The organism is Bacillus sp. FSL R5-0523, assembly GCF_037975295.1.
Lineage (GTDB): Bacteria > Bacillota > Bacilli > Bacillales > Bacillaceae > Bacillus > Bacillus subtilis.
In genome coordinates this window covers 1,856,165-1,882,482 of record NZ_CP150251.1, presented here as the reverse complement: position 1 = coordinate 1,882,482, position 26,318 = coordinate 1,856,165, and the positions used below count along the sequence as shown (strand labels likewise).

At 40.9% G+C, this 26,318-nt stretch carries 28 protein-coding genes and 1 pseudogene; 8 read left to right on the top strand and 21 right to left on the bottom strand.

The window, feature by feature from the left end; all coding sequences use genetic code 11:
• Positions 1-835 precede the first annotated feature (835 nt).
• From NYE53_RS09420 to spoVK, 9 genes and pseudogenes are all read right to left on the bottom strand, one after another.
• Positions 836-1,678 carry a hypothetical protein gene (locus NYE53_RS09420; RefSeq protein ID WP_339248342.1) on the bottom strand — a complete coding sequence of 281 codons (843 nt, stop codon included), beginning with the start codon at positions 1,676-1,678 and terminating at the stop codon, positions 836-838.
• Positions 1,675-3,012 (bottom strand): AAA family ATPase, encoded by a 1,338-nt coding sequence (locus NYE53_RS09415; RefSeq protein WP_339248340.1) that lies wholly within the window; start codon positions 3,010-3,012, stop codon positions 1,675-1,677. The genes NYE53_RS09420 and NYE53_RS09415 overlap by 4 nt, the downstream gene beginning before the upstream one ends.
• Positions 3,013-3,036: 24 nt before the next feature.
• Positions 3,037-3,237 (bottom strand): XtrA/YqaO family protein, encoded by a 201-nt coding sequence (locus tag NYE53_RS09410; RefSeq protein ID WP_339248337.1) that lies wholly within the window; start codon positions 3,235-3,237, stop codon positions 3,037-3,039.
• 164 nt (positions 3,238-3,401) lie between these two features.
• Positions 3,402-4,184 (bottom strand): annotated as a pseudogene (locus NYE53_RS09405) (DnaB-like helicase C-terminal domain-containing protein); the annotation flags it as partial.
• Positions 4,185-5,059: 875 nt separating this feature from the next.
• A complete protein-coding gene (glnA, locus tag NYE53_RS09400; protein WP_014664076.1) occupies positions 5,060-6,394 on the bottom strand; it encodes a type I glutamate--ammonia ligase in 1,335 nt (444 codons plus the stop codon).
• A 58-nt stretch (positions 6,395-6,452) separates the two neighbouring features.
• The gene (gene glnR / locus NYE53_RS09395) at positions 6,453-6,860 is read right to left on the bottom strand and encodes a transcriptional repressor GlnR (RefSeq protein ID WP_014476884.1); all 408 of its coding nucleotides are present in this window, start codon (positions 6,858-6,860) and stop codon (positions 6,453-6,455) included.
• A gap of 109 nt (positions 6,861-6,969) precedes the next feature.
• The gene (locus NYE53_RS09390; RefSeq protein WP_339248334.1) at positions 6,970-8,235 is read right to left on the bottom strand and encodes an aminotransferase class I/II-fold pyridoxal phosphate-dependent enzyme; all 1,266 of its coding nucleotides are present in this window, start codon (positions 8,233-8,235) and stop codon (positions 6,970-6,972) included.
• A gap of 17 nt (positions 8,236-8,252) precedes the next feature.
• Positions 8,253-9,515 carry a GTPase HflX gene (gene hflX, locus NYE53_RS09385; RefSeq protein WP_029317828.1) on the bottom strand — a complete coding sequence of 421 codons (1,263 nt, stop codon included), beginning with the start codon at positions 9,513-9,515 and terminating at the stop codon, positions 8,253-8,255.
• A 132-nt stretch (positions 9,516-9,647) separates the two neighbouring features.
• Complete coding sequence (gene spoVK / locus NYE53_RS09380; RefSeq protein WP_003231746.1) at positions 9,648-10,616, bottom strand: stage V sporulation protein K; 969 nt, start codon at positions 10,614-10,616, stop codon at positions 9,648-9,650.
• 640 nt (positions 10,617-11,256) lie between these two features.
• Here spoVK and cwlC point away from each other — a divergent pair.
• The gene (cwlC, locus tag NYE53_RS09375; protein ID WP_014476879.1) at positions 11,257-12,024 is read left to right on the top strand and encodes a sporulation-specific N-acetylmuramoyl-L-alanine amidase; all 768 of its coding nucleotides are present in this window, start codon (positions 11,257-11,259) and stop codon (positions 12,022-12,024) included.
• 62 nt (positions 12,025-12,086) lie between these two features.
• Here the strand turns inward: cwlC and NYE53_RS09370 are convergent, their stop codons facing one another.
• From NYE53_RS09370 to NYE53_RS09330, 9 genes are all read right to left on the bottom strand, one after another.
• Complete coding sequence (locus tag NYE53_RS09370; RefSeq protein WP_003245105.1) at positions 12,087-12,707, bottom strand: hypothetical protein; 621 nt, start codon at positions 12,705-12,707, stop codon at positions 12,087-12,089.
• Between the two features lie 49 nt (positions 12,708-12,756).
• Entirely contained in the window at positions 12,757-13,746 is a 990-nt protein-coding gene (gene nrdF, locus NYE53_RS09365; protein WP_003231754.1) for a class 1b ribonucleoside-diphosphate reductase subunit beta, read from the bottom strand.
• A 17-nt stretch (positions 13,747-13,763) separates the two neighbouring features.
• Complete coding sequence (nrdE, locus tag NYE53_RS09360) at positions 13,764-15,866, bottom strand: class 1b ribonucleoside-diphosphate reductase subunit alpha (protein WP_014476877.1); 2,103 nt, start codon at positions 15,864-15,866, stop codon at positions 13,764-13,766.
• A complete protein-coding gene (gene nrdI / locus NYE53_RS09355) occupies positions 15,826-16,218 on the bottom strand; it encodes a class Ib ribonucleoside-diphosphate reductase assembly flavoprotein NrdI (protein WP_003231758.1) in 393 nt (130 codons plus the stop codon). The genes nrdE and nrdI overlap by 41 nt, the downstream gene beginning before the upstream one ends.
• 242 nt (positions 16,219-16,460) lie before the next feature.
• Positions 16,461-16,691 (bottom strand): hypothetical protein, encoded by a 231-nt coding sequence (locus tag NYE53_RS09350; protein WP_003245262.1) that lies wholly within the window; start codon positions 16,689-16,691, stop codon positions 16,461-16,463.
• Between the two features lie 81 nt (positions 16,692-16,772).
• A complete protein-coding gene (locus NYE53_RS09345) occupies positions 16,773-17,045 on the bottom strand; it encodes a YmzC family protein (protein WP_339248331.1) in 273 nt (90 codons plus the stop codon).
• Positions 17,046-17,238: 193 nt separating this feature from the next.
• Complete coding sequence (gene hfq / locus NYE53_RS09340; RefSeq protein ID WP_003221097.1) at positions 17,239-17,460, bottom strand: RNA chaperone Hfq; 222 nt, start codon at positions 17,458-17,460, stop codon at positions 17,239-17,241.
• Between the two features lie 39 nt (positions 17,461-17,499).
• Complete coding sequence (miaA, locus tag NYE53_RS09335) at positions 17,500-18,444, bottom strand: tRNA (adenosine(37)-N6)-dimethylallyltransferase MiaA (RefSeq protein WP_339248329.1); 945 nt, start codon at positions 18,442-18,444, stop codon at positions 17,500-17,502.
• Positions 18,445-18,543: 99 nt separating this feature from the next.
• Positions 18,544-18,957 carry a YmaF family protein gene (locus NYE53_RS09330; protein WP_339248327.1) on the bottom strand — a complete coding sequence of 138 codons (414 nt, stop codon included), beginning with the start codon at positions 18,955-18,957 and terminating at the stop codon, positions 18,544-18,546.
• An 89-nt stretch (positions 18,958-19,046) separates the two neighbouring features.
• Here NYE53_RS09330 and NYE53_RS09325 point away from each other — a divergent pair, with 89 nt between their 5' ends.
• The 3 genes from NYE53_RS09325 to ebrB all read left to right on the top strand — a co-directional run bounded on the left by NYE53_RS09325 (position 19,047) and on the right by ebrB (position 20,148).
• Positions 19,047-19,328, top strand: coding sequence for a hypothetical protein (locus NYE53_RS09325; protein ID WP_080529344.1), 282 nt, complete (start codon positions 19,047-19,049; stop codon positions 19,326-19,328).
• A gap of 135 nt (positions 19,329-19,463) precedes the next feature.
• Entirely contained in the window at positions 19,464-19,781 is a 318-nt protein-coding gene (ebrA, locus tag NYE53_RS09320; RefSeq protein WP_015483253.1) for a multidrug efflux SMR transporter subunit EbrA, read from the top strand.
• A 13-nt stretch (positions 19,782-19,794) separates the two neighbouring features.
• A complete protein-coding gene (gene ebrB, locus NYE53_RS09315; protein WP_014476870.1) occupies positions 19,795-20,148 on the top strand; it encodes a multidrug efflux SMR transporter subunit EbrB in 354 nt (117 codons plus the stop codon).
• Positions 20,149-20,161: 13 nt separating this feature from the next.
• On the opposite strand, the gene NYE53_RS09310 is transcribed toward ebrB, so the two are convergent.
• The 3 genes from NYE53_RS09310 to NYE53_RS09300 all read right to left on the bottom strand — a co-directional run bounded on the left by NYE53_RS09310 (position 20,162) and on the right by NYE53_RS09300 (position 21,904).
• Complete coding sequence (locus NYE53_RS09310) at positions 20,162-20,614, bottom strand: OsmC family protein (RefSeq protein WP_003231775.1); 453 nt, start codon at positions 20,612-20,614, stop codon at positions 20,162-20,164.
• Positions 20,615-20,683: 69 nt separating this feature from the next.
• On the bottom strand, positions 20,684-21,391 hold the full coding sequence (locus NYE53_RS09305; RefSeq protein ID WP_003245758.1) for a poly-gamma-glutamate hydrolase family protein: 708 nt from the start codon (positions 21,389-21,391) through the stop codon (positions 20,684-20,686).
• Between the two features lie 279 nt (positions 21,392-21,670).
• Complete coding sequence (locus NYE53_RS09300; protein WP_014476869.1) at positions 21,671-21,904, bottom strand: hypothetical protein; 234 nt, start codon at positions 21,902-21,904, stop codon at positions 21,671-21,673.
• Positions 21,905-22,128: 224 nt separating this feature from the next.
• Between NYE53_RS09300 and aprX the strand changes: the two genes are divergently transcribed.
• From aprX to NYE53_RS09280, 4 genes are all read left to right on the top strand, one after another.
• Positions 22,129-23,457 carry a serine protease AprX gene (gene aprX, locus NYE53_RS09295; RefSeq protein ID WP_339248323.1) on the top strand — a complete coding sequence of 443 codons (1,329 nt, stop codon included), beginning with the start codon at positions 22,129-22,131 and terminating at the stop codon, positions 23,455-23,457.
• A 111-nt stretch (positions 23,458-23,568) separates the two neighbouring features.
• Entirely contained in the window at positions 23,569-24,393 is an 825-nt protein-coding gene (locus NYE53_RS09290; RefSeq protein ID WP_123373623.1) for an MBL fold metallo-hydrolase, read from the top strand.
• Between the two features lie 78 nt (positions 24,394-24,471).
• Positions 24,472-24,828, top strand: a complete 357-nt coding sequence (locus tag NYE53_RS09285; protein WP_003231786.1) for a hypothetical protein — start codon at positions 24,472-24,474, stop codon at positions 24,826-24,828.
• Between the two features lie 229 nt (positions 24,829-25,057).
• Positions 25,058-26,275: a cytochrome P450 gene (locus NYE53_RS09280; protein ID WP_327827926.1), complete on the top strand. Its 1,218-nt coding sequence runs from the start codon at positions 25,058-25,060 to the stop codon at positions 26,273-26,275.
• Positions 26,276-26,318: the final 43 nt, after the last annotated feature.

Sequence of the window (26,318 nt, the reverse complement as noted above, 5' to 3'; positions counted from 1 at the left end):
AATGATAAACATCTACCCACTCATCTTATTATTGCTGGTAGAAGTATTGAACAATGGATTTATCACAGAGTTTGTCGAATTATTTATGCGTATTGCTTTCCTTAAGTATAGAATTATTTTTCTAATTGAAAATTTAGTACATAGACTTATTAGTGACATAGATAAAAGTGACCCTGCTTTTTAGCAGTGCCGCTCCATAATTTATTACCTATTAACATAAAAAATCCCCCGACACCAATAGTGCCAAGAGATTGAAAGATTAATATTGAAACATATACTGTTCGCGTTCCCAAGGATGTACTTGCGTGCGGAACATGATTCTTCAGATAATATACATAATGTATAGCAATGAAAACCCTTATTTATCACGCGTATCAGCAGTTCATTCGTATAAAATTGTAATACAGTATGTATGATTAGTTATATTTTTTGATCAAATTTTAGTCTTGATTTTGGTCATCAACTTAGTCGACTTGATATAAGTGTTTTTAGATAGCCTGAGCCGCAAAGGCGCTCTTTCATGGGATAAAGTGGATTATTTAAAGCCCGCCTTATGAGACGGGCTTTTCGGGCGAGGTTATTACCTTTACACTTTCTTAACGCCTCCGTAAACACTTCCTTTTGCAGTAGACCCTATGAACGCCTCAACAAGAGCTGAGTTTAAAACGATGCCGGCCCATTTAAAACAACATATATACGTGAATAAACCTCTCTATAGGCATATCCTCCATGGCAAGGCCAACCGGTAGAGATTTTGCTTAATAAAAAAAGACGTCAAAACATACAGCATTACGCTGAGGTTTGACGTCTCCAGTTTACTGGTAGATATGGAACTCTATGAAACTCTTTTTTTTATAAACTCAAATGACTCTATATCGATACAATGAATGAAATTAGTGATTAAATATTTATCATTTATCCCCTTACCCGCATTTAAATTCTTTGTTAAATTCTTAATGTATCGTTTAATGCTCGCCCATAAAAATTTACCTGAGATAAATGTATGAAAAAGTTGTTTATCATTAGTTATTAATGGACTTATTTCATCTAGTTCTACCATAATATCAATATCTTTATCCAATAACTCCTTTTTTTTCTTTTCAAACAGTTTATCTATTTTTTCGGGATCTAACAAATGACTATCGTTTATAAGATACACATACTCTTTATCCGTAATTGTACTAGATAAATTGTATTTACGTGAAATCAATGCTATTTTAAATAACATAATAAAATCATCATAGACGCTCTCTTTCCATTTCCTGAACTCTCCTAATATTTGTGATTCATCTAAATCAAATAATAATACATCATTGAATGTATTTTCATTAATTAAATAGTTTTCAAAACAATATCTTTCTAAAATTATTAAGTTGTTGTAAATGGAACTTAGATCTTCAAAATCATCTAAAAAAGGATCTAAATCTCTATCAACTATATAATAATTATCAGGGTTAGTGTTTTCTCGACATGCCCTTAATACACCATCTTTATTTTCAAGGGAGAAAACTCTTTTTATTTCATACTTTCCTTTAAATAACTTAGATAATAACAACCTATATGCATTTTGTGTTTCATTTTTTTTATCTTCAATGTAAAAATGTTTTTCTTGATATTGGGAGTAAAAAATACTTAAATTTTTTTTAGCTTGAACGCTGTACTTAGGTAATTCTGTCATTTACTAGGTACTCCTTTAATCTGTAAACAAAAAGGCTCAAATTCCCCTACTATTTCAGGAGAATGCGTGGCAATAATTAACTGTTGATCACCAATAACATTTGTTAGAATATTAAGCAGTTGTCTTTGCCACTCTATATGTAATGAGAGTTCCGGTTCATCGATCAACAAAACTCTTCCTTTTTTTTCATCATCTGTATCTCTTAGCATTGAACTTACTAATAATATAAATAATTGTTTTTCTCCTGAGGATAGTTTAAGAACACTACTTTTTTCACCAGTTTCTAAATTAATAAACTCTACTTCTGATTCTAAGAAGGTATCACTTCTTTGTAAAATAATTTTTTTATTTGTGTCCTTATAAAAGACATTTATACTTTCTTCTAATTGGTGTAGCTTCTCGTTTAAACTATTTGTAATGCGATGCCTTCCTTCAATATACTTCAAAATCCCATTGAATTTTTTAAGTTGTTCAAGTGCAATTAAGTGAGTAGCATACTCATTTACACTCATAACATTATCTTGTTGATAAGACGGTAATGTTTCATAATATTGATTCAATAAATCATTGTATGGTCCGTGTAAATCGTATTTTACTAACAACCCTTTTTCTTCTTGAGTTAGTTTAAAGTCATATTCATCTTTTGCTTGTACAATATCAACTGAAGAAAGAGCAAAAAACTTCTTCAGTAATGATTTCTGAGTAATATTATATATCCTGTTTTCTCTGTATTTGATATCAGTAATATAACGAGTTAAGTTTTTTTCGCATGTGAAAGTTGATTCATCAATATTATTAGTTAGATTAGGTTTTTTCAGATAGCCTTTCGCTCTAGGAGATATTCGAGCAGTCCTTTTTATTTTTCTTGAAAGAGGTATATAGAGAGAACTCAACTCAGTTTCCATTAACTGCAAAAAATCATCATCTATAATTTCCCTCAATCCGAAAATTTCACCACCATCTTCTTGGTATTTTATTTCTAGTGCTCTGCTTTTTTCATCATAATAAATTTCTTTAATTTCATTTTTTCTTTCTGATCCAATTCTCAGTGTAGCTGCTTCTTTGGGGAATTTAACAATATAACATTTCTTACTTAAATTATGTTCAATAACTAATTTTTTTTCTGTTCTGCCGATTTTATATTTCATTTCAAGATAATCAAAACGATACTGAAATAATTCTTTAAGATTGTCTTGACATAGATCATGAATTATATTCAAAATTGTAGTTTTACCACTTCCATTTAGGCCGACTAGTACATTTAAATTATTATTGAAATTCAATTCATAATCTTTACCAAATAATTTTGTGATCTTCAGAGAAATTATTCTCATGAAATTACCCCTTTCAATAAAAAATCAAAATTCTTCCCCTTCATCAAATCTAATCCGTTTTACTCTTCCTTGGTGAGTTATTATTTTGGTTTCTCCATGAGAAGGAAGTTGAATTAATTTCGCTTTCCTATCAGCTACCACGATAGTAAAGTTATTCCTATTATTAATTATATCAAGCTCTAGCCTATTTTTACTAGCATCAATTTTTAAATCTTTTATTCTCATAATTAACTCCTTTTTTTGGACTTTTCATATTGAAACAAAAGTGAATTCATTCTGAGTTTAAACTTTCTTGCATATAAAATTTGAGCACTTTATCATTATCTTCTAATCTTATTGCTTTCTTCTCATAAACCAAAAACTCTATCAGCAGAATGAGAGAATAATAATTATGCCGCAGCGCTTCTCGATACCAATCCCTTACTGTCAAATCTGCGCTCCAAATTTAAGAACAAGCCATATTCTTTAATGAACGCCAGTGAGACAGTATCAACCGGACCATTTCTCTGTTTTGCAATAATGATTTCAATTATGTTTTTACTTTCGCTTTCCTTGTCATAATAATCGTCCCGATAAAGAAACCCAATGACATCCGCGTCCTGTTCGATTTGCCCTGATTCCCTAATATCAGACATCATTGGGCGCTTATCCTGCCGCTGTTCACCCCTGGAAAGCTGACTAAGAGCAATCACACAAACGTCTAACTCTTGGGCCATATGCTTGAGCATGCGGCTTATTTCGCCTATTTCCTGTGTTCTATTCCCCCTATGTTTTGCTGACCCTGTAATCAGTTGCAAATAATCAATAATGATCAAGATATCCTTGCCGGCATACTCCTCTTTCATTTTCCTTGCCTTTGACCATATTTCGTTTACTGTGACGCCTGGGCGGTCAAATATTCTTAGATCCGCAGAACCAAGAATACCATTTGCTTGTGAAAGCTTGTTCCAGTCATTCGCTGTCAAATTTCCCGTTCGCATTGCATCTGCATTGATATTTCCGAGAATGGAAGCCATTCTTTTTAAGAGCTACTTATGTGACATTTCAAGAGCGAAAATACCTACTGCACCGCCGCTATATTGATTTACTGAACTACCCATAAAATTTGTCGCAACGTTTAAGCAAAAAGCAGTTTTCCCGACAGACGGCCGAGCGGCAACGATAACCAATTCTTATATTAGCCACCAAAATTATCCACACAACAATGCGAAATGCAATGGAGAAAGCAGCAATATTAGGAAAGCTCGAAAAAATCCTTGTTATGGTATCGAGATTAAAACAAATAAAAAACGAGAATACAATATGGAGTTTATCAATTGCGATGACATACCTCTTTTTTTACGTGTAGCATATGAATATGGTTAAATGTACTATATTTTCTTTAAAACACTCGGAAATACTGGCATGCACAAAGGCGAGACTGCTGCTTTACAGTGGTCAGATATTGATTTAAAAAATAAAACCAGCTCAATTTCTAAACTCTAGATTTTAAAGCAGCTTCAAAAGATGAATTATTTGGCGACCCTAAGACTTATACATCCAGGCGTATTATTACTATTGATCAAAGGTTGGTAAATGAACTTCACGAACTTAGAAAACGACAAAACGAAGATAAACTTCAGCTTAACGGGATCTTTCACCATGACCTTAACTTAGTCTTCACTCGCAAAGATGGTTCCATTATAATGCTTTTGTCCGAATACTAAATAAAGCTGGTCTAGAAACTCCCTATTCACGCCCTTCATGACACACATGCTGTTTTGTTCCTTGAGTCAGGTGCTTCAATGAAATATGTAGAAGAACGACTGGGTCATAAAAGTATTCAAGTTACGTCAGATATTTACTCACACATCAGCAAAAAGATTGATAGGGATTCAATGAATAAGTACAAAGATTATATCTCCACAATTATGGAGCAATTTTTTTATTGTTTTTTGCGGGTGTTTTTTGGGTGTTTTTTGGGTGGTCTATGATTTATATTAAGTTATTAAAATTGTTAACGAATCAAAAAATCCCTTGACACCAATAGTGCCAAGGGATTGAAAGATTAATACTGAGACATATACTGTTCGCGTTCCCAAGGATGTACTTGCGTGCGGAACATATCCCATTCGATTTCTTTTGCTTCGATGAAGTGTTCGAATAGGTGCTCGCCCAGCGCTTTGACCATGACTTCGTTTGATTTGAATTCTTCTAGTGCTTCCGCAAGTGTTGCTGGAAGGTCAACGATTCCGTTTTCCATGCGCTCTTCTTTGCTCATCACATAGATGTTGCGGTCGATTGGAGCCGGTGCTTCCAGTTTGTTTTTGATTCCGTCTAATCCTGCAGCAAGCAATACGCTAAGTGCAAGGTATGGGTTTGCAGCTGGGTCTACGCTGCGTACTTCAACACGTGTGCTGATTCCGCGAGAAGCCGGGATACGGATAAGTGGGCTTCTGTTTTGCGCGCTCCATGCTACATAGCAAGGTGCTTCATAGCCAGGAACAAGACGTTTGTATGAGTTTACTGTCGGGTTTGTTACTGCTGTAAAGCTTGTTGCGTGCTTCACGATACCTGCAATGAAGTGTTTCGCTGTTTCACTTAACTGAAGATCTGCGTTTTCGTCAAAGAATGCGTTAACACCATTTTTGAAGAGTGATAGATTGCAGTGCATACCTGAACCGTTCACACCGAACAATGGTTTTGGCATAAATGTCGCATGCAGGCCGTGTTTGCGGGCAATTGTTTTGACAACTAGTTTAAATGTTTGGATGTCATCACAAGAGCGGACTGCTCCAGCATATTTAAAGTCGATTTCATGCTGACCAGGTGCTACTTCGTGGTGAGACGCTTCGATTTCAAAGCCCATCTCTTCAAGCTCAAGTACGATATCGCGGCGGCAGTTTTCTCCTAAATCAGTTGGCGCTAAGTCGAAATATCCGCCTTTGTCGTTTAGTTCAAGCGTTGGCTCGCCTTTTTCGTCCAATTTGAATAAGAAGAATTCAGGCTCAGGTCCAAGGTTAAAATCACTGAAGCCGAGGTCTTCCATTTCTTTCAGAATCCGTTTTAAGTTGTTTCGCGGGTCACCTTCGAAAGGTGTGCCATCCGGATTGTAAATATCACAGATGAAACGTGCTACTTTACCTTTTTCAGCTGTCCATGGGAAGATAACAAATGTATTTAGATCTGGATACAGGTACATGTCTGACTCTTCGATACGAACGAATCCCTCAATAGAAGAACCGTCAAACATGACTTTATTATCAAGCGCTTTTCCAAGCTGGCTTACAGGAATCTCAACATTCTTGATCGTTCCAAGAATGTCAGTAAATTGAAGACGGATATACTTCACGTTTTCTTCTTTTACTAATGTTTCGATATCTTCTCTAGTGTACTTTGCCATTTGGTAAAATTCCTCCTCTTAAAAGGTAAATGTATATAGCAAAACAGTTGCTAACGGATTAATGAAAGAAGCGGGACATGTCGCCTTGACGGAATGTATTCCCTCTTTGAAAACGGCCGGCTTGCATGAGCTCGTTTTTCAGGAGCTGTCTCAGTTCGTCATCGGACAGATCATGTTTCATTGGTTTTTTCGTCTTCTCGCTTTGTTTTTGTTCTGGCTCGGCTTCGGCTTTCGCCAGAATCTGTTTAATTCCTGCCATGTTTACACCTTGTTCTATCAGGTGCTTGATTTCTAACAGTTTATCTACATCATGAAATGAAAATAATCGTCTATTCCCTTCACTTCTGGCTGGAAATATCAGTCCATTCTCCTCATAATATCGAATTTGTCTTGCTGATAACTCAGTTAACTGCATGACAATTCCTATTGGAAATAAAGGCATTGAGCGGCGAATATTATCACTCATCTCAATTTCCTCCTTTTCTTAACTTAGTTTCATTATAGGTGATGTTATATTTTGTGTCAATACGATGTAAGGATTCTTAACATCAAATACAGAGAAATTTTTAAAAAATTTAAATTAATTGCTTTTCCATCAATGAATCCACTGCACTGCATATGGCATTCTTCACATGCGAATAGGTTAATCCTCCCTGAACATACGCTACATACGGCGGGCGGATAGGGCCATCAGCTGATAATTCGATGCTTGCTCCTTGAATAAACGTGCCTGCTGCCATAATGACATCATTTTCGTATCCCGGCATGTAGGCTGGATAAGGCGTCACATGAGCATTGATTGGCGATGCAAATTGAATAGCCTGGCAAAAAGCAATCATCTTTTCTCTGTCAGAAAACTCAACGGATTGTATCAAATCCGTTCTTTTCGCATCCCATTTCGGGTTTGAAGTGAAGCCCAGTTTTTCAAGGAATCTCGCTGTAAACACCGCTCCCTTTAAACTTTGAGACACAACGTGAGGCGCCAAAAAGAAGCCTTGGTACATTTCTTGGAGCGAGTAAAGAGATGCCCCTACTTCTCTGCCGATGCCAGGTGACGTCATACGGTATGAACAAGCTTCAATCCATTTCGCTTTTCCGACGAGGTAGCCGCCTGTTTTCGCAAGGCCGCCGCCGGGATTTTTAATGAGAGATCCCGCCATCAGATCGGCTCCGACATGGCAAGGCTCAAGCTCTTCCACAAATTCTCCGTAACAGTTATCCACAAAGACGATCAGGTTTTCATTGATTTCTTTTACAAAACGGATCATTTCTTTTATTTCACTAATTAAGAAAGAAGGGCGATTCGCATATCCTTTTGAGCGCTGAATGCCGATTACTTTGGTCTTCGGATTGATCGCAGCGGCGACTGCATCATAGTCTATCTTTCCCTCTTTCGTCAGATCAACCGCATTATAGCCGATTTGAAAATCCTTTAACGATCCAGCGTTTTCTCCGCCTCTGACGCCCACAATTTCCTCTAGCGTATCATACGGCTTGCCCGTGATATAAAGAAGCTCGTCCCCCGGTCTGAGGACACCGAACAAAGCAATCGAAATGGCATGTGTGCCTGAAATGATTTGCGGCCTTACAAGCCCCGCTTCTCCGCCAAACACATCCGCATATATGCTTTCAAGCGTGTCTCTTCCGATATCATCATAGCCGTATCCAGTAGACGGCGTGAAATGAGTGTCGCTTACTTTGTGTTTTCTATAGCTTTGAAGCACTCTCCACTCATTTCGCTCGCTGATTTCTTCTATTTGTTTATGAATGCCGGCAATGTCCGCTTCCACTTCCATTGCCGTTTTCTTCAATAATTCTCCGTGTGTTAATGTGTCAAACATGTCTTTATTTTTCCTTCCTACATATACTTCTTTAATTCACCGATGATACTTTGCTCTTCTTGGACATAGCCGGATATGTCATACTGTTCATTTTCTTCATTAAAATAGAAGCGGTCTACCATCGTTTCCGATTTGATTCTGGAAAGGAGCTTCCCTTCACTTGCCGGCACATGTGCTTCAAAAGACGTTAACAGTTCTTGGCGCAAATAGCGCTGAATCGCTTCTTTAAAGGCTGCAGCGTCGTCCTCAAATTTCGCACTGACCATAATGTGATCCCTTCCGGCGGACGGTATAAAATCAGGCAGTTTTTGATCACGTTTATTGTAAGCCGTCAGCATCGGGATATCATCTGCTTCAAGCTCCTCGAGAAGCCCAAGCACTGTTTTTTCATGTCCCGCATAATCCTCATTTGAAGAATCAATTAAATGCAGGATCAAATCCGCTTCTTTTACTTCCTCAAGCGTTGAGCGGAATGCAGCAATCAATGTCGTCGGAAGATCCTGAATAAATCCTACTGTATCTGAAAGAAGAACACTGTAGCCGCTTGGCAGGACCATTTTTCTGGTCATTGGATCGAGCGTGGCAAACAGGAGGTCTTCTTCATAGCTGTCAGCACTCGTCAGGCGGTTGAACCATGTTGATTTCCCTGCGTTTGTATAGCCGACAAGCGCAATTTGAAGCACACCGTTTTTCTTTCTTCTTTCACGGTATCGGCTTCTATGGCGAATGACAGTGGAAAGCTGTGTGTTGATTTCATGAATGCGATTTCTGATATGGCGGCGGTCGGTTTCCAGTTTCGTTTCCCCGGGACCTCTTGCCCCAATTCCTCCGCCTTGCCGGGAAAGGTTGATCCCTTGTCCCGTCAGACGCGGCAGTGCATATTGCAGCTGAGCCAGCTCAATTTGAAGTTTGCCTTCTCTCGTTCTCGCCCGCTTTGCAAAAATATCTAATATCAATTGCGTGCGGTCAATCATCTTCACTTCAATTGCTGTTGCCAATGACTTCAGCTGACTTGGCGACAGTTCATCATTAAAGATGAGGAGATCAGCTTCAAGCTCTTCCACCAGTGCCTTCAGCTCTTCTACCTTCCCTTTTCCTATATATGTAGCGGCGTCAGCCCTGTTCCGTTTTTGTGTGACGCTGGTCAGTACTTTTCCGTCTGCTGTTTTCGTCAGAGATGCTAGCTCTTCCATAGAATTTTCAAAATGCTCATCCGTGATATGCGGCAGCTGACATCCGACTAAAATGGCTTTCTCCTGAATCGTTTCTTGTTCGTTCAAATGGATGTTCCTTTCTTTTGCATATTGGGCAGTAGTATTATCATACCAAACCCTGCATGTGTATACCACAAATCGATTGCTTTGAAAAGCGGAAATACGAGCAAAAAACAGACCTCTCAAAAACTGAGAGGTCTATGCAGATCCAGATGCTTCTTCTTTAATGGAAAGATCTTGGCTTTTGATGGTCATCAAGTCGCTTTTTAAGTATTGGTCTCCCATTAAAAGCCTCATGGCTTGTGCTCTGATCGATTTTTCGATCACATTTCTGACAAAACGTCCATTGCTGAATTTAATGGGGCTTGTCGTGCTTTTCACTGTCATTAAGTAATCTTTCAATTTCCATTCCGCTTCTTGACTGAGCTGGTATTCCCTTTCATCGATCATTCGTTTCGCAATCTCCATGAGCTGGGTCACAGAGTAATCCGGAAAATCAATGGAGATGGGAAATCTTGATTGGAGACCGGGATTTAACGAGAGAAAATGATCCATTTCCCGTGAATATCCAGCGAGTATCAAAATAAACTCATGCTGTTTGTCTTCCATATGCTTTACAAGTGTGTCGATCGCTTCTTTCCCAAAGTCCTTTTCGCCGCCTCTTGCCAGCGAGTAGGCTTCGTCTATAAACAAAATGCCACCTAATGACTTTTTGATTAAATCTCTCGTCTTTTGGGCGGTGTGTCCGATATACTCCCCGACCAGGTCAGCCCGCTCCGCTTCTATTAAGTGGCCTTTTGACAGGACATTCATTTCAAAGAACAGCTTGCCAATGAGCCGTGCAACCGTCGTTTTTCCCGTTCCCGGATTTCCTTTAAACATCATGTGCAGCGCTTGCTTTCCAACCTTCAAGCCTTGCTCCGCGCGTTTTTGGTTCACAAAAATCCAGGCGTATATTTCCTTGATGTTGCGTTTCATTTCCTCCATCCCAACTAATGCGCTCATCTCTTTTTCGATTTCCTTCAAAATGCCGTGCTTTGCTTCGTTTTTTTGCAATGCAGCCTGATATTCCGCCTCTGCCTCAGCATTCGTCAGCACCTGCTTTTGCCCGTTCAGAATAATGTTGATCTGTCCGTTGTTTTTATAAGTCACAGCGCGCTCCAACATCTTCACCTCTCTGTTCTCTCTATATGATATTCAAGCGGATGCCGATTGTGACAAACGCCTATCATGTGTCGAAACAATTGCTTTTTTCGGGAACAATAAGGAATCCTGCGCTTTCCCGAGAAATACTTTATTTCTTATTGTATTCACGGACATGGGGTGGACAAACCATGAGATTTTGTTTTTAATCATTTTGTCAGAGTATTAAGGTGAACTTCTTTCTCATTATTTTCTCCATTCGCCAATCCTTTTTTCATGCAACGGGCTGTTTTTTGTACGAAGCGTATTACCCGCCCTAAGATACCTGAAGTGTTTTTCTTTTTTTCGATTTATAAAGTGGTGTCTTTAATGAAAGGAGCTTTTCTCATCAATTTACGTTTCAAATGCTTGATTTAATATGAACGCAAAGCTTAAAACCAGCAGGAATCAGTGCAGGTTAACCGAACCCATAGTACTTACAAACATATGGCGTATGCACAGATTTCATGTCGGACCGTATCTGTTGTCGCTTCATGTTGAATTGTGCGCTTTCCCGAGAAATAATTTCCGAATTTGAAAGGGTTATTTCCTCATTTTTTAGTTGAATGATAATCGTACAAGCAGAAGCCGGGTTTTTTCATATCCTGTAATGAGGTGATGAAAAATGGTTAAAATTTTTATTGATCCTGGCCATGGCGGGTCTGATCCAGGCGCAACAGGTAATGGCCTTCAGGAAAAAACGTTAACCCTGCAAATCGCTTTAGCCTTACGTACAATATTAACTAATGAATATGAAGGCGTTTCTCTGCTGCTGAGCCGGACAAGCGACCAATATGTCAGCTTAAACGACCGGACAAATGCCGCAAATAACTGGGGAGCAGATTTCTTTTTGTCCATTCACGTTAATTCCGGGGGAGGCACAGGTTTTGAAAGCTATATTTATCCAGGTGTAGGAGCCCCGACGACGACTTATCAATCGACAATTCACTCTGAAGTGATACAAGCTGTCGACTTTGCCGATCGCGGCAAAAAAACAGCGAACTTCCACGTCCTAAGGGAGTCGGCAATGCCTGCCCTCTTGACCGAGAACGGTTTCATTGATACCGTTGCCGATGCAAATAAGCTGAAAACGAGCAGTTTTATTCAAAGCTTAGCGAGAGGACATGCAAACGGGCTGGAGCAAGCCTTTAACCTTAAAAAGACTTCCAGCTCAGGGTTATATAAGGTTCAAATCGGCGCATTTAAAGTCAAAGCGAATGCCGACTCGCTCGCAAGTAAAGCCGAAGCCAAAGGTTTTGACTCGATTGTCCTTTTAAAGGACGGATTATACAAAGTGCAGATTGGCGCATTTTCATCCAAAGACAATGCAGACACCCTCGCTGCCAGAGCGAAAAATGCCGGCTTTGACGCTATTGTGATCTTGGAATCATAGCTGAGACGGGGACGAGCGTCTCATAAAAAAACCCGGCTCCTCATCGCGAGAAACCGGGTTTTTTATTCAAGAATATCAACAACAAATTGTGACCATGTTTCCAGACGGTTATAGATGTCATCCTGTTTTAATTCAGAGACTTTCATCCATTTACCCGCAATTTGTTCTTTCTCCTTCACTTCCACTTGTGCGCCAGGCTTTAATTGAAGCGCAGAAAGAATACCGATATGCACTTTGCCAACACTGTTTTCATCATCATTGATCAATCCCAGTGTGACAATCGCCTGTTTATCTTCTTCATTTATTTGCAGTTCTTCCTCAAGCTCACGGTCTGTGTTCAGCTTTAAGACTTCAGCAAATGAAGCTGCCCCTTCGATGGCGTTCATATGACCGCCAAAGCCGAGAGAAAGCTTGTTGTGCAGTCGTGATTCACCGCCGCCAGCCAGCCGCTCGTAAAGAAAAACTTCATCTTCACGCTTAATGACGACATAAGGTATCGGCTGCTTGAAGCGCGGATCTTCTTCTGCGTCCCCTCTTCTCATTTCACGATAGGCCGCTTCAATCTGAGCCATGATTTCGGCTACTCTGCTATCTTCACTGTACACGCCCTGGAAGGTTAAGCTTTCTTTCTTAAACACATCATCGCGCGGGGCAACTAAAATCATTTCGTCCATTTTTCCCATGGGTACTGCGTCCTCCTCATTTGAACCTTCAAGCCGAAAAGAGCAGATATTATATCTGCTCTTTTTCATCTTCAAAATAAAAGTCATCATCTTTGAGCGGCTCAACTGTCGCTTTTTTATAACCATTCCCCTTCATAGAGAAGAAGTCATGCGATTTTGTTTTTGTGTTTAATCCGTTTAAAACGATCGGATTAATGTCTTCCTCTTCGAAGTATGGATCAAATCCAAGGTTCATCAGCGCTTTATTCGCATTATAGCGGATGAATTTCTTTACATCGTGTGAGAGTCCGACTTGATCGTACAAGTCCTCTGTATATTCAAGCTCATTTTCATATAACTGATTCAGAAGGTCAATCGCAAATTCACGAAGCTCTGCTTTTTTCTCTTCTGTCTGTTTATTATAAATTTCCTGAGCAAGGAGACCGACATACACGCCGTGAATCGCTTCGTCACGAAGGATCAGGTTAATGATCTCACCGCTTTGCATCAGTTTTCCTTGTCCGTAGAAATATAACGGATAATAGAAACCGCTGTAGAAAAGGAAGCTTTCCAGATAGACGGAAGCAACCATCGCTTTGAACAGTGAAATTTCATCATCTTTTTGAATGGCTTTGTAAAGCCCGACAATCATTTGCGCTTTTTTCTGCAAATATTTATTTTGTTTAACCCATTCAAATACTTCATTGATCGTTTCAGTCGGTGCAAGGGTCATGAAAATATTAGAGTACGACTTCGCATGGACAGCGTTCTCCATCATTGCCATAAAGTTCAGCACCGCTTTCCGCTGGTGGCCATCTACGTGTTCAGCCACGATCGGCATCCCCGTATTCCCCTGTTCTGTATCAAGAAGCGTAAGTCCGGCCAGTACCTTCATATAAGTGTCCTGCTCATTTTTTCCGAGGTACTTCCATGTGAGGAGATCGCCGTTTAAAGCAATCTCTTCCGGAAGCCAGAACTGTTTCACGTTTTGGTTATAGAACATTTGGGTAAAATCGTCTTCATGCTTTGACCAGTTTGCTGCGTCATAAATTTTTGTCACTATAAACTCTCCTTTAATCAAACAACACAAGAAAGGCAGCTGTCTTGCCCAGTATCTTTCGTTCTTGCATAGTAAATGGTTTTAATTCCTCTATGATGTGCATACAGATCGATTCGGTTTAAATCACGGGTCGTCATTGTGTCTTTTAAGAACAATGTAAAGCTGATTCCCTGATCAATGTGCTGCTGGATAGTGGCGATCATATCCACAACCTTGAACATGTCCATATCGTAGGCTTCTTTATAGAAGAACCAGTTATTAGATGCAAGCCCAGGCATTGGGTAGTACGTTTTTGAGTTGCCGTATGTTCGTTCTTCAATGCGTTCCATAATCGGCATAACAGACGCCGTACTTGATTGGACGTATGAGATAGAGCCTGTTGGCGCAATGCATAATCTGTAGCTGTGATACATACCGTGTTCAGCCACAAATGCTTTTAGCTTTTTCCAGTCCTCTGTCGTCGGGATATGCATACCTTCAAACAGATTAGCGATTTTTTCATATTTCGGTGAGAAATCAGTAGAAACGTATTTGTCAAAGTATTCACCTGTCGCATAGGTTGAGCCTTCATATTGATCAAACGTTTCGCCCTTCTCTTTTGCGATTTCCGCAGAACGCTGGATGGAGTAGAAGTTCACCATCATAAAGAACGTGTTTGCAAAGTCACGCGCTTCCGGGCTTTCATACGCAATGCCGTTTTGCGCAAGGTAGCCGTGAAGGTTCATAGCACCGAGGCCGATTGATTTCATCGCTTTGTTTGCCCGTCTTACAGCAGGCGCATTACGGATGTCAGTTGTTTCAGACACGTGTGTTAAAGAGTCTGTCGCAAGCTTGACTGTCTTTTCGATTGATTTATGCTCCATGACATTGAGAATGTTAAGCGAGCCCAGGTTGCAGGAAATATCCAGACCGATTTCATCTTCTTCATCATAGTCTGTGTATGAAGAAACTTGAGATGCCTGCAGCACTTCAGAGCAAAGGTTAGAAAATTTGACCTTCGAAATATGGTTATTCGCATGCACTTTATTGACGTTATCTTGGAACATGATGTATGGATAGCCTGATTCAGAACGAAGCATCGCCAATTTTTCAAGCAGTTTCCGCGGGTTGATTTTTTCCTTTTTCACCCGAGGGTTGTCGACAAACTTGTCGTACATTTCGTTCATGTCCATCTCATCCATGTGCTGGCCGTACTCTTTATAAATCGTGTGCGGGTAGAATACATAAGCCGCTTTGTCCTCGCGTGCAAGCTCAACGAACTTATCCGGAATGACAACACCGATCGAAAGCGTTTTGACACGCACATCTTCATCCGCAGAAATCTTTTTCGTATCAAGAAAATCATTGATATCGCGGTGGAAAATATTTAAGTACGCCGCGCCAGAGCCTTGTCTTTGTCCCATTTGGTCAGCGTAACGGAACGCGTTATCAAGAAGCTTCATGACGCCTACAACGCCTTTTGTCGCATTCTCAACATCTTTGATGGCTTCACCTTTCGCGCGAAGCTTGGACAGGTTAAGAGAAACCCCTCCGCCCAGTTTAGAAAGCTGCATGGAGATATCGATCGCTCTTGAAATGTCGTTTAAGGAATCATTGACTTCCAGCAAGAAGCAGCTCACAAGTTCTCCGCGGCGTTTTCTGCCGGCATTCAAAAATGTCGGTGTGCTCGGCTGATATTCCTGATTGATCATCAGGTGCACATATTCCTTTGCTTTCTCAGTGTCGCCGTTTGCGAAGAACAGCGCAACAATTGAGATCCGGTCCTCATAACGCTCGAGGATTCTTTTCTTGTCATTCGTTTTCAAAGCATAGTCATTATAAAATTTAAACGCACTCATGAAGGAAGGAAAACGAAACTTCTTTGCGTAAGCTGTCTTAAACACTTCTTTAATGTCTTCAAAAGAATAAAGGCTTAAGAACTCCTCTTCGTAGTATTGGTTTTCAATCAAATAATCCAGCTTCTCTTTTAAATCGTGAAAGTACACTGTGTTTTGATTGATATAGTCTACAAAATAGCTATGTACAGCCTCTTTATCCTTATCAAACTGGAATTTTCCATCTTTTTGGATCATGATTTCGTTATTTAACTGGATCCATTTTGGCACTTGATTTTGTGACAACTCTTTCTACCTCCTGAGTAAACAATTCAACGTCTTTAGATGTGCCGCTGAGTTCAAATTTGTGCAAGATCGGCACCTGATATTGTCTTGAAATGGTATCGGCGCTTTTTGCAAAGTTATCGCCCCATACTTTGTTGCCGCTCGCAGCGACTCCTAATAAGAGATGGGCGTATTTTTCGAGAAATGATTGTGTTGATGCCGGTACCTGGCCGAAGTTTGTCGTGTAGGTGACCAAAACAAACGGAGTGTCCACGTGGTCCATTTCGTCCACCTTGCGTATCTGCTGAAAGCCTGTTTTATTCACAAACCGCTGAACATTCCCTGTTTTCGAATCAAATATGATTTGTACCACGTTTTATCACGACCTATCAAAAAATATGAATCTCTCATCACTAACACTATATATAGTATACTACCCTCTAGCAAAAACACAATATATAGATTCGTTTTTATGAAAAATTCATATTTTGATCAAATCAGGCAAATGGGCAGACTCATTAGGGCCCAAAAAAGAGAGCAGAACGAGAATCATCTCTCGTCCTACTCGGGGTGTCGTTTTTAGCCGATGTATATCATAACATGAAAAAAAACTGCTTAGTAGTCTAGATTTTTTTTTCTTAAGCTATCACAGCATTTTTCGCTCTCTACTGTTTCTTCTATTTCAACATCCGCGCCGATCTCTTCTAAAACCGCCTTCAAAGCAGTGATAATTGACGCTTCTCTGATTAATTCTTTTCCGTTCACAATGATACTTGTTCCGTATTCATAGCAAGAATCATCTTCGCAAATTTCTTCCCAATGATTCACGATCACTTTATGCTTCATGTTTTCACCCTCTGTTTGATCTGTGTCTGTATTTAGTTTAGCGGCTGGCATCCGCTTTGTAAATTCGAATGCTTGTGAATTTTATTCAAGCTCATCATCCGCGTATTCTTTCTTCAGCTTTACCTCATTGCGGGACTCATTATACTCATAAATTTTGATATAGCCGTCCTCCATAACGCCAAAATGGTTATGTTCAAGTGGAAACGAGGTGGGCTGAGGCGTTTCATAGTCTGAATTGCCGCTGTATGTTTCAATAATGGTATCTTGATTCCCGCACGCCCCGAACAGTAAAAAGACAGCTATCCATACAAGTGCAATCCTGATTCGTCTCAGTTCTGCTTCACTTTCAAACAAGGTCGATCACTCCCAAATTCATTTTATACATAATATACCATTTCCACTTCCGTATGTTGTTCTCATAAAAAAAGACCGTGCCTTGGCATGGTCAGCTTACACAAAGCTTGGAGCAAAAGTGGATGCATGTTAAAAATGGCCGCCGGGAACCCCCGGCAGCCTTTCCTCATGTCTTGACATGGCATTTTTTGATCTATTCGAGTTCAAGCTGGACGTTTTTTTGCGGCGCAAACGTTGAGATCGCATGTTTATATATAAGCTGCTGCTTACCTTCCGATTCCAACAATACGGTAAAGTTATCAAAGCCTTTCACCTGGCCCCGCAACTGAAAGCCGTTCAGCAAAAAAACAGTGACATACGTATTTTCTTTCCGGATTTGATTCAAAAACTGATCCTGAATATTAATCGGTTTCATGTTTCGTCCTCCTTGATTCTCTATATCATACAGTTTCGATTAAAGTTCGAGTTTTCCTGCTATATGTGTGAAAATTTCCTTTTTTTTCAGCTCCATATCAACAGGCGGTGTCATATCGAACCATGTGACCTGCATTTTGTTGCGAAACCACGTCAGCTGGCGTTTCGCATACCGCCTCGAGTTCTGCTTTAGCTGTTCGACAGCATCGGAAAGTGTCACAAAACCGTCAAAATATGCATACAGCTCTTTATAGCCTATCGCCTGTATTGATTGACAGTCTCTCACGTTCTTGTCGTATAAGCGTTTCACTTCCGGAAGAAGGCCTGACTCCATCATCATATCGACCCGCTGATTAATTCTTTCGTAGAGCGTGTCTCTATCCATTGTCAGGCCAATTAACACTGCATTGTACAGAAGTTCTCGTTTTTGTTCCTTCAAATGCTGGGACATCGTTTTTCCGGACGTATGTAAAATTTCCAGTGCGCGAATGACTCTTCTTGTATTATTCGGATGAATCGCAGCTGCTGCCTCGGGATCTGCTGCAGCAAGTTTGGCATGAAGAAAGTCAGCGCCTTCCCGCTCAGCAGCCATTTGCATGCTCTCTCGAAACACGGGATCATTTGCCTCTTCCGTAAATGTATAATCGTAAAGCACAGATTGTATATAAAGCCCTGTACCGCCGACAATCATCGGAAGCTTTCCACTATTTGCAATCTCGCTGATTTTATTTCTTACTAAGCTTTGATAATCGGCAGTAGAGAAAGAGTCTTGGGGATCTAAAATGTCAATCAGATGGTGGGGCACTCCCTCCATCTCCTGTTCGGTAATTTTAGCTGTTCCAATATCCATCCCTTTATAAATCTGCATTGAATCTCCGCTGATAATTTCCGCGTTTAAGGATTTGGCTAGCTGAATACTTAAATTGGTTTTCCCCACTGCCGTCGGTCCGACTAAAATGACAACGGGCTGCTTCGTATTATTCAATATGTATCACTCTCTTTTATAAATCTCCCCCCATTATAGCATTCAACATGGACAACCACCTATCCATTTTGCCCTTTTTTTGCATCGGTAAACATCCTTCTACCAGCCGAGCGGCTCATTGCCGACAATTTCCCTTGTCCTTCCTTTCAGGGTATGACGATGCGTTTTTCTTCTGTCATCTCCGGGATCGTACACAACCCCTCCGTACTGGATCTCAATCGGCTCGTTATAGGCCAGATACGTCGTTTCTTCGATTTCATGATAATGTGTGCCATCTGCTAAAGGAATCGCCGGTCCTGAGATTCCGTAATACCGATGAAAATGGCCGTTTTCAAATGAAGTGATCCCTGTATAGTAATGTGTATGCTGATCGGTATTTGATCCGTTTGCCGGCTGAGTAAACCCTTCAATGAGATGATAATGGCCCTGTTCTCTCGTTGTTTTGACATGATAAGCATGTGCGTGGGGCGGTGCTTTTGACCAGTCAGATGGATACAGGCCCAATGTGTTCACATCCTCCTTTTCCTCGATTCGCCCAATCAAATCCGGGCAGGGGTGAATACACTGCATCATCTACACTTTATTACAGGAGGAAAGAAAACATGAACGAGTTAGAGCATTTCAGCCCTGAAGATACAAGAATATTTGGAAGACCGTTCGGATTCGGGAGACCATTTGGGTTTGGAAGACCGTTCGGGTTCGGTTACGGATTTGGAAGACCCGGATTTGGTTATGGGTTTGGGTTTGGCCGGCCATTCGGATTTTTTGGAGGACCGTTTATCGGCGGCCTTGCAGGCGGGCTTATAGGAAGCGCTTTATTTAATCCTTATTTTTATGGCGGATACCCCTATTATCCGTATGCCCCGTTCCCTTATTATTATTAAACGCAAAAGGCCCCTTAAAAAGGGGTCTTTTTAAGTGTGTGAAAATGAATCTCTTGACTCATACATAGGCATACACTAATATTTTTCTAGCTGAAGTTTTTTTCTAATCTAAAAATATAGTGAGGAGAATTTATGATGTTGATAGGATATATATTCCTCACGATTGCCATATGTTCGGAATCGATAGGAGCAGCCATGCTGAAAGTATCTGATGGCTTCAAAAAGTGGAAGCCAAGTGCTTTGGTCGTCATTGGCTATTCCCTCGCCTTTTATATGCTGTCCCTGACTTTAAACCATATTCCCCTGAGCCTCTCCTATGCGACTTGGAGCGGGGCGGGCACGGTGCTGACGACAGTGATCGGAGTAAAATGGTTCAAGGAAGATCTGAATGCCAAAGGGCTTATCGGGATTCTTTTATTACTATCAGGGGTCGTGTTACTTAATTGGCAGTAAAGGAGTGATGAAGATGAGAGGATTGCTTTATTTGGCTCTCGCCATTGTATCTGAAGTGTTTGGGAGCACGATGCTGAAGCTTTCAGAAGGATTTACACAAGCCTGGCCCATTGCCGGAGTCATAGTCGGATTTCTTTCTGCTTTTACGTTTCTAAGCTTTTCTTTAAAAACAATTGACTTATCAAGCGCGTATGCAACATGGTCGGGCGTTGGTACCGCGCTTACAGCAATTGTCGGGTTTTTGCTTTTTGGCGAAACCATCAGTTTAAAAGGTGTATTCGGTCTCACGCTTGTCATTGCAGGCGTGGTCGTGCTAAATCAATCGAAAGCCCACGCTGAAGATAAAAAACAGACGGTCTGTGAGTGACCGTCTGTTTTCTTTATTCTCCACCCAGTTTCACAGAGGCTTCAAGCTGCAGCTCGACATTTCCTTGAATTGCACGCGAAATCATGCATGACGACTCCGCTTTTTTACAAAGCTTGTGCGCCAATGCGACGTCGTCTTGTGAAGCATCATGTTTAAGCACGACAGAGGGACGGTGAATGATCTTTTTGTATGTAAAGACTCCTTTTGTGACGTCGACAATGCCTTCTGACTCCATCTGTAAGTCTTCTTTTTCCAGCCCGCTTCTCTCCATCATCGCTGCAAGTGTAATAATGTAACAGGTCGCTGCCGCCCCGAGAAGCATTTCATCTGGGTTGGTCCCTTCTCCCGGGCCATCCATTTCTTTAGGAATGGAAATCGATGTGATCAGGTTACCGCTTTCGATCGTACCGACATCATTGCGGTTACCCGGCCAATTCGCTTTTAAATAAAAATGATGATCTGCCATTGTTTTGCCTCCTTTTTTATCCTATTTCAGTCTACTGATCTTCTCTTATTTTGTCTTCTGATCTGCTTGTTACGAATACTCTTTTTCCAGGACACCTTTGATCGCACTGACATAAGCATAAAATTCACTGTTCTTTGTGTATTTTCTATTTTTATAATAAAAATCATCAAAAAATGCTTCTCTCTGCTCACGGCTGATTTCCAGCTGGATACTTAGCCCCGTTTCCCCTTGGTTATTAATGTTTTCGGCATTCAATCCAGCAAGACCGCTTTTAGACGACGCTAACTCAGCGGAAAACCCTCTCCGCTCAAGGGCTCTCACAATCATTTTCGCCCGCTTTCGGTCTGTTCCCCCTACAAGCGTATTCTTGTTCTCTCCTTTATATCCGTGAAATGCCACCACATATTGATGCTCCTTGATTTTCTTTTTTGCCAATGGCTCATCAAAGTTGGTGCTTGTAATGTGAAGCGTTTGGTTATCGTGGGACTTCAACCCTTCAAACAGGTATGTAGAGTATTCATTATTGAAATAACGCACAAGCTCACTTACTCCGCCTTCAATTCTTCCGCCATGCGGAGACATAATTAAGACTTTGCTTCCTTTTTTCTCATTATATGAAATATCGTAATCGGCTGGGCTCTCATTCTCTGCCAAGCTGCTGAAATTTGAATATGTATCTGGCTGATTTGATGGTTCAGGTTCCAATGAGTAATGAACATATCTCAAGAACAAGACAATGGCTAAGACTAATATGACATTTAGTAAAAATCTTCTCATGTTTAACTCCTTTCATAAGAATGGCGCGGTTCATTATATGAGGTTTAGCCAATAGGTTTTATCTTACCATTGTATACACAATATCATCAGTGAAAAAGTTCCCGGTTTCAAAAAATCAATTGATTGTCACGGTTATTAGCGGTTCATTTCAAATAAGAGTGAAAAAAGGTTGAGAGGAAAGACAAAAAAGGTAGGAACAACCTCACTTGGCAAATAAATGTATATAGGTTTAAGGAGGGTTTTAGTAACAGGCTGCCCGGTTGCTGAGACGGACAGCTGTTACCGGCCTGCAGAATAGAGATTTTGCTTATTTGTTCTCACAAAATCACAGGAGAGGATAGAGTCCAATAAAAATGTTCTGATTTGTTGTTTCGAAAAACAAAATGCTTTGATTTTCGTTTTGCTTTTCTGTCTCACAATAATCGTTCTTTTACTAATCGTTCCGTCTTTCTTCATATATATAATGCTGATTGGCATTTGGCTTTCCAAAGAACGGTGCAAGTAGAAATTCATACGGTTGCTCTCCCCTTCCCAGTTTGATATGATCACATTACAATACGAACAAACGTTCTTTTTCAATCCCCAATGATTTCCTCAACTTCTGAATCTATCGTATCTAATGCGAAAGATTCAGAAAAACAAACTCTTGTCTGTCTCTTATAGAGGACAAACAAACTTACCAAACCTATCATCTGTTCATAGAGTATACAGAGAACCTTATAATAGGAGGAAAATACATGTTTGGGTACTCTATGGTACAAATGGTGAGAGCAAATGCTCACAAGCTAGATTGGCCGTTACGGGAAACCGTATTGCAGCTTTACAAGCCCTTCAAATGGACTCCTTGCTTCTTGCATAAATTTTTCGAAACCAAATTGCAAAACAGAAAAAAAATGTCAGTCATTATCGAATTTGAGGAAGGCTGTCACGAGACCGGCTTTCAAATGGCTGGAGAGGTGCTGGAAAAAGAAAAACGCAGCAAGCTAAAAAGCCGCTTCAACAAAATCAACTGCTGCAGCGCGGAGGTTACTCCTTCAGCATTACATTCCCTTCTCTCTGAATGCAGCAATATCCGTAAAGTGTATTTAAACCGCGAAGTCAAAGCGCTTTTAGACACGGCAACCGAAGCAAGCCATGCGAAGGAAGTCGTCAGAAACGGGCAAACCCTGACAGGAAAAGGTGTTACTGTCGCTGTTGTCGATACAGGAATCTACCCGCATCCTGATCTAGAAGGCAGAATTATCGGATTCGCGGACATGGTCAATCAAAAAACAGAGCCGTACGATGATAATGGTCATGGCACACACTGTGCAGGTGATGTCGCAAGCAGCGGCGCATCCTCTTCCGGTCAATACCGCGGACCTGCACCGGAAGCCAATCTCATCGGCGTAAAGGTATTAAACAAGCAGGGTTCAGGAACGTTAGCAGATATTATAGAGGGTGTTGAGTGGTGTATTCAATACAATGAGGACAACCCCGATGAACCGATTGATATTATTAGCATGTCGCTCGGGGGCGAGGCCCTTAGATATGATCATGAACAGGAAGATCCGTTAGTCAGAGCGGTTGAAGAAGCGTGGAACGCAGGGATTGTCGTCTGTGTCGCTGCCGGAAACTCAGGCCCTGATTCGCAGACCATTGCAAGCCCGGGCGTGAGCGAAAAGGTGATTACAGTAGGTGCGCTTGACGATAACAATACTGCAAGCAGCGATGATGATACTGTCGCTTCCTTCTCAAGCCGCGGCCCGACAGTATACGGGAAAGAAAAGCCCGATATTTTAGCGCCGGGTGTTAATATTATTTCCCTTCGCTCTCCGAATTCTTATATTGATAAGCTCCAAAAGTCAAGCCGTGTAGGGTCTCAGTACTTTACAATGTCAGGAACCTCGATGGCAACACCGATTTGCGCAGGAATTGCAGCTTTAATTCTTCAGCTAAACCCGGATCTTACCCCTGATGAAGTAAAAGAGCTTTTGAAAAACGGCACGGACAAATGGAAAGATGAAGATCCGAATATCTACGGAGCGGGCGCTGTCAACGCAGAAAATTCCGTTCCCGGCCAATAAAAAGCACCAAAAAGCCGGCAATTCTCTCTCAGCAGAACTGCCGGTTTTTTCATTTGAATATTCATAATAATAAGGTAAAATAATGGAAAATAGATGAAGGAAGTGAAGAAAGTGCCATATTATATCTGCAATACATGCGGTGTGCAACATGCACAGACTGTAGATCCGCCCAACTCGTGTCTGATTTGCGAGGATGAAAGACAGTATATTCATCCCGATGGACAAACTTGGACAACCCTTGAAGACATGCGTGAGAAAGGAAACCTTCAAAACATCCTCCAAAAGGAAGAAGAGCATCTTTACAGCATCAAAACTGAACCAGAGTTTGCGATCGGACAAACAGCCCATCTTATCCAGCATAATGGCTTCAATGTGCTGTGGGATTGTATGACATATCTTGACCAAAAGACAATTGACCAAATCAACGGATTAGGCGGTATTCAAGCCATCGCCTTGTCTCATCCGCATTATTACTCTACTCAGGTTGAGTGGGCTGAAGCGTTTCAGGCCCCGATCTATATCCATGAGGATGATAAAGAATGGGTGACAAGGCCAAGCAATCACATTCACTTCTGGTCAGGGGAAACGCTCAACGTGAAGCCGGGACTGGACCTTTACCGACTGGGCGGACACTTTAAAGGCGGTGCTGTTCTGCATTGGAGCAAGGGCAATGAAGGGAAAGGCTGTCTATTGACCGGAGATATCATTACGGTTGCGGCGGACCGAAACTGGGTCAGCTTTATGTACAGCTATCCAAATCTCATTCCCCTTCCCGCCTCCAAAGTTGAAGAAATAGCAGCCAAAGTAAAACCGCTTCAATTCAACCGGCTTTACAATGCTTTTTCTAAAGTTGTCAAAGAAAATGCCGGCGAAGCGGTCCAGCGTTCTGCCGTACGCTATATCAAGGCTCTCAACAGCGAATTGTTTCATACATAAAGAGTGAGGCGGCTCTTTTCCGTGTAAAAGATGCAGCAATTGGGAATAGTATCGTGTAGATCAAAAGGAGGAATATTGATGGCACACACGAATACACAGCTTTCTCAATGGCTGGAATCAAAAGTCGGCCAGACGCTTGATATTAGAAAAGGTGAATTGACCCATGATGAAGAGATATCAGACTTGGATCAGATTGTTCTCCACCTTCAAAAAGTGGCTATACGCAGTACGAATCATCCTGATGATTATGTTGCGAAAGAAGAGCTTGTTTTAGAAGGCGAAGGAACAACATTCACTGAGGACGGAAACGTACCGCTTCCGCAAAATGCCTATGAGATTCCTTTATTAGGTGACATTCATATTCACCAAGAAAACGAAGGATTGAAGGTCGTAACAGATCGTGCAGTATATACAATTGATATCCAGCACAGCTGACAGCCACTTTCATCAAAATAATACAGCGTAGCGCCTTTGAGCTTTCGTGCAAAGGCGCTGCTTTATATCGAGCCGTTTTTTCACTTTTTCGTTCTTCACCCTATTGAATGACTCCTAAAATAGATATATAGTTTTAGAGACAGGATTACATTTCAAACAATTCTGTTTTTTGTAAACTAATTCAGCAATTTGATTCATCTATTTACCCTATTAGGCGAGGAGAATGCAAATGGAAAAATTGATGTTTCATCCGCATGGTAAAGAGTTTCATCACAATCCTTTTTCAGTTTTAGGACGATTTAGAGAGGAAGAGCCCATTCACCGATTTGAATTAAAACGGTTCGGAGCCACATATCCGGCCTGGTTAATTACCCGATACGATGATTGTATGGCCTTTTTAAAAGACAATCGAATTACAAGAGACGTAAAAAATGTGATGAACCAAGAACAAATCAAAATGCTCAACGTTAGTGAAGATATCGATTTTGTATCCGATCATATGCTGGCAAAAGACACACCTGACCATACCCGCCTGAAATCACTTGTTCATCAAGCATTTACTCCCCGAACCATTGAAAATCTGCGCGGCAGCATTGAACAAATTGCTGAACAGCTTTTAGATGAAATGGAAAAAGAAAATAAAGCGGATATCATGAAATCCTTCGCTTCCCCTTTGCCTTTTATTGTTATATCTGAATTGATGGGAATCCCAAAAGAAGATCGGTCACAGTTTCAAATCTGGACCAATGCGATGGTTGATACCTCTGAAGGTAATAGAGAGCTGACAAATCAGGCCCTTCGTGAATTTAAAGATTATATCGCCAAGCTGATCCATGACAGAAGAATAAAGCCAAAAGACGATTTAATCAGCAAACTTGTGCATGCTGAGGAAAACGGCAGCAAGTTAAGCGAAAAAGAGCTCTATTCGATGCTGTTCTTGCTCGTTGTAGCCGGCCTTGAGACGACTGTTAACTTACTCGGCTCAGGCACACTCGCATTGCTGCAGCACAAGAAGGAATGTGAGAAGCTCAAGCAGCATCCTGAAATGATCGCTACAGCGGTTGAAGAATTGCTGCGATACACCTCACCTGTCGTTATGATGGCAAATCGGTGGGCCATCGAAGACTTTACATATAAGGGGCATTCGATCAAAAGAGGAGACATGATTTTTATAGGCATTGGATCTGCCAATCGCGACCCGAATTTTTTTGAGAACCCCGAAATATTAAATATAAATCGGTCGCCTAACAGACATATTTCTTTCGGTTTTGGCATTCATTTCTGCTTAGGAGCGCCTCTTGCCAGGCTGGAAGGCCACATTGCATTTAATGCACTTCTGAAGAGATTTCCTGATATTGAACTTGCGGTTGCACCTGATGACATTCAATGGAGAAAAAATGTCTTTTTAAGAGGATTAGAAAGTCTCCCTGTTTCACTTTCAAAATAACATTCAAAACGCCCCCTTTTAAAAGAGGGGGCGTTTGTGTTTT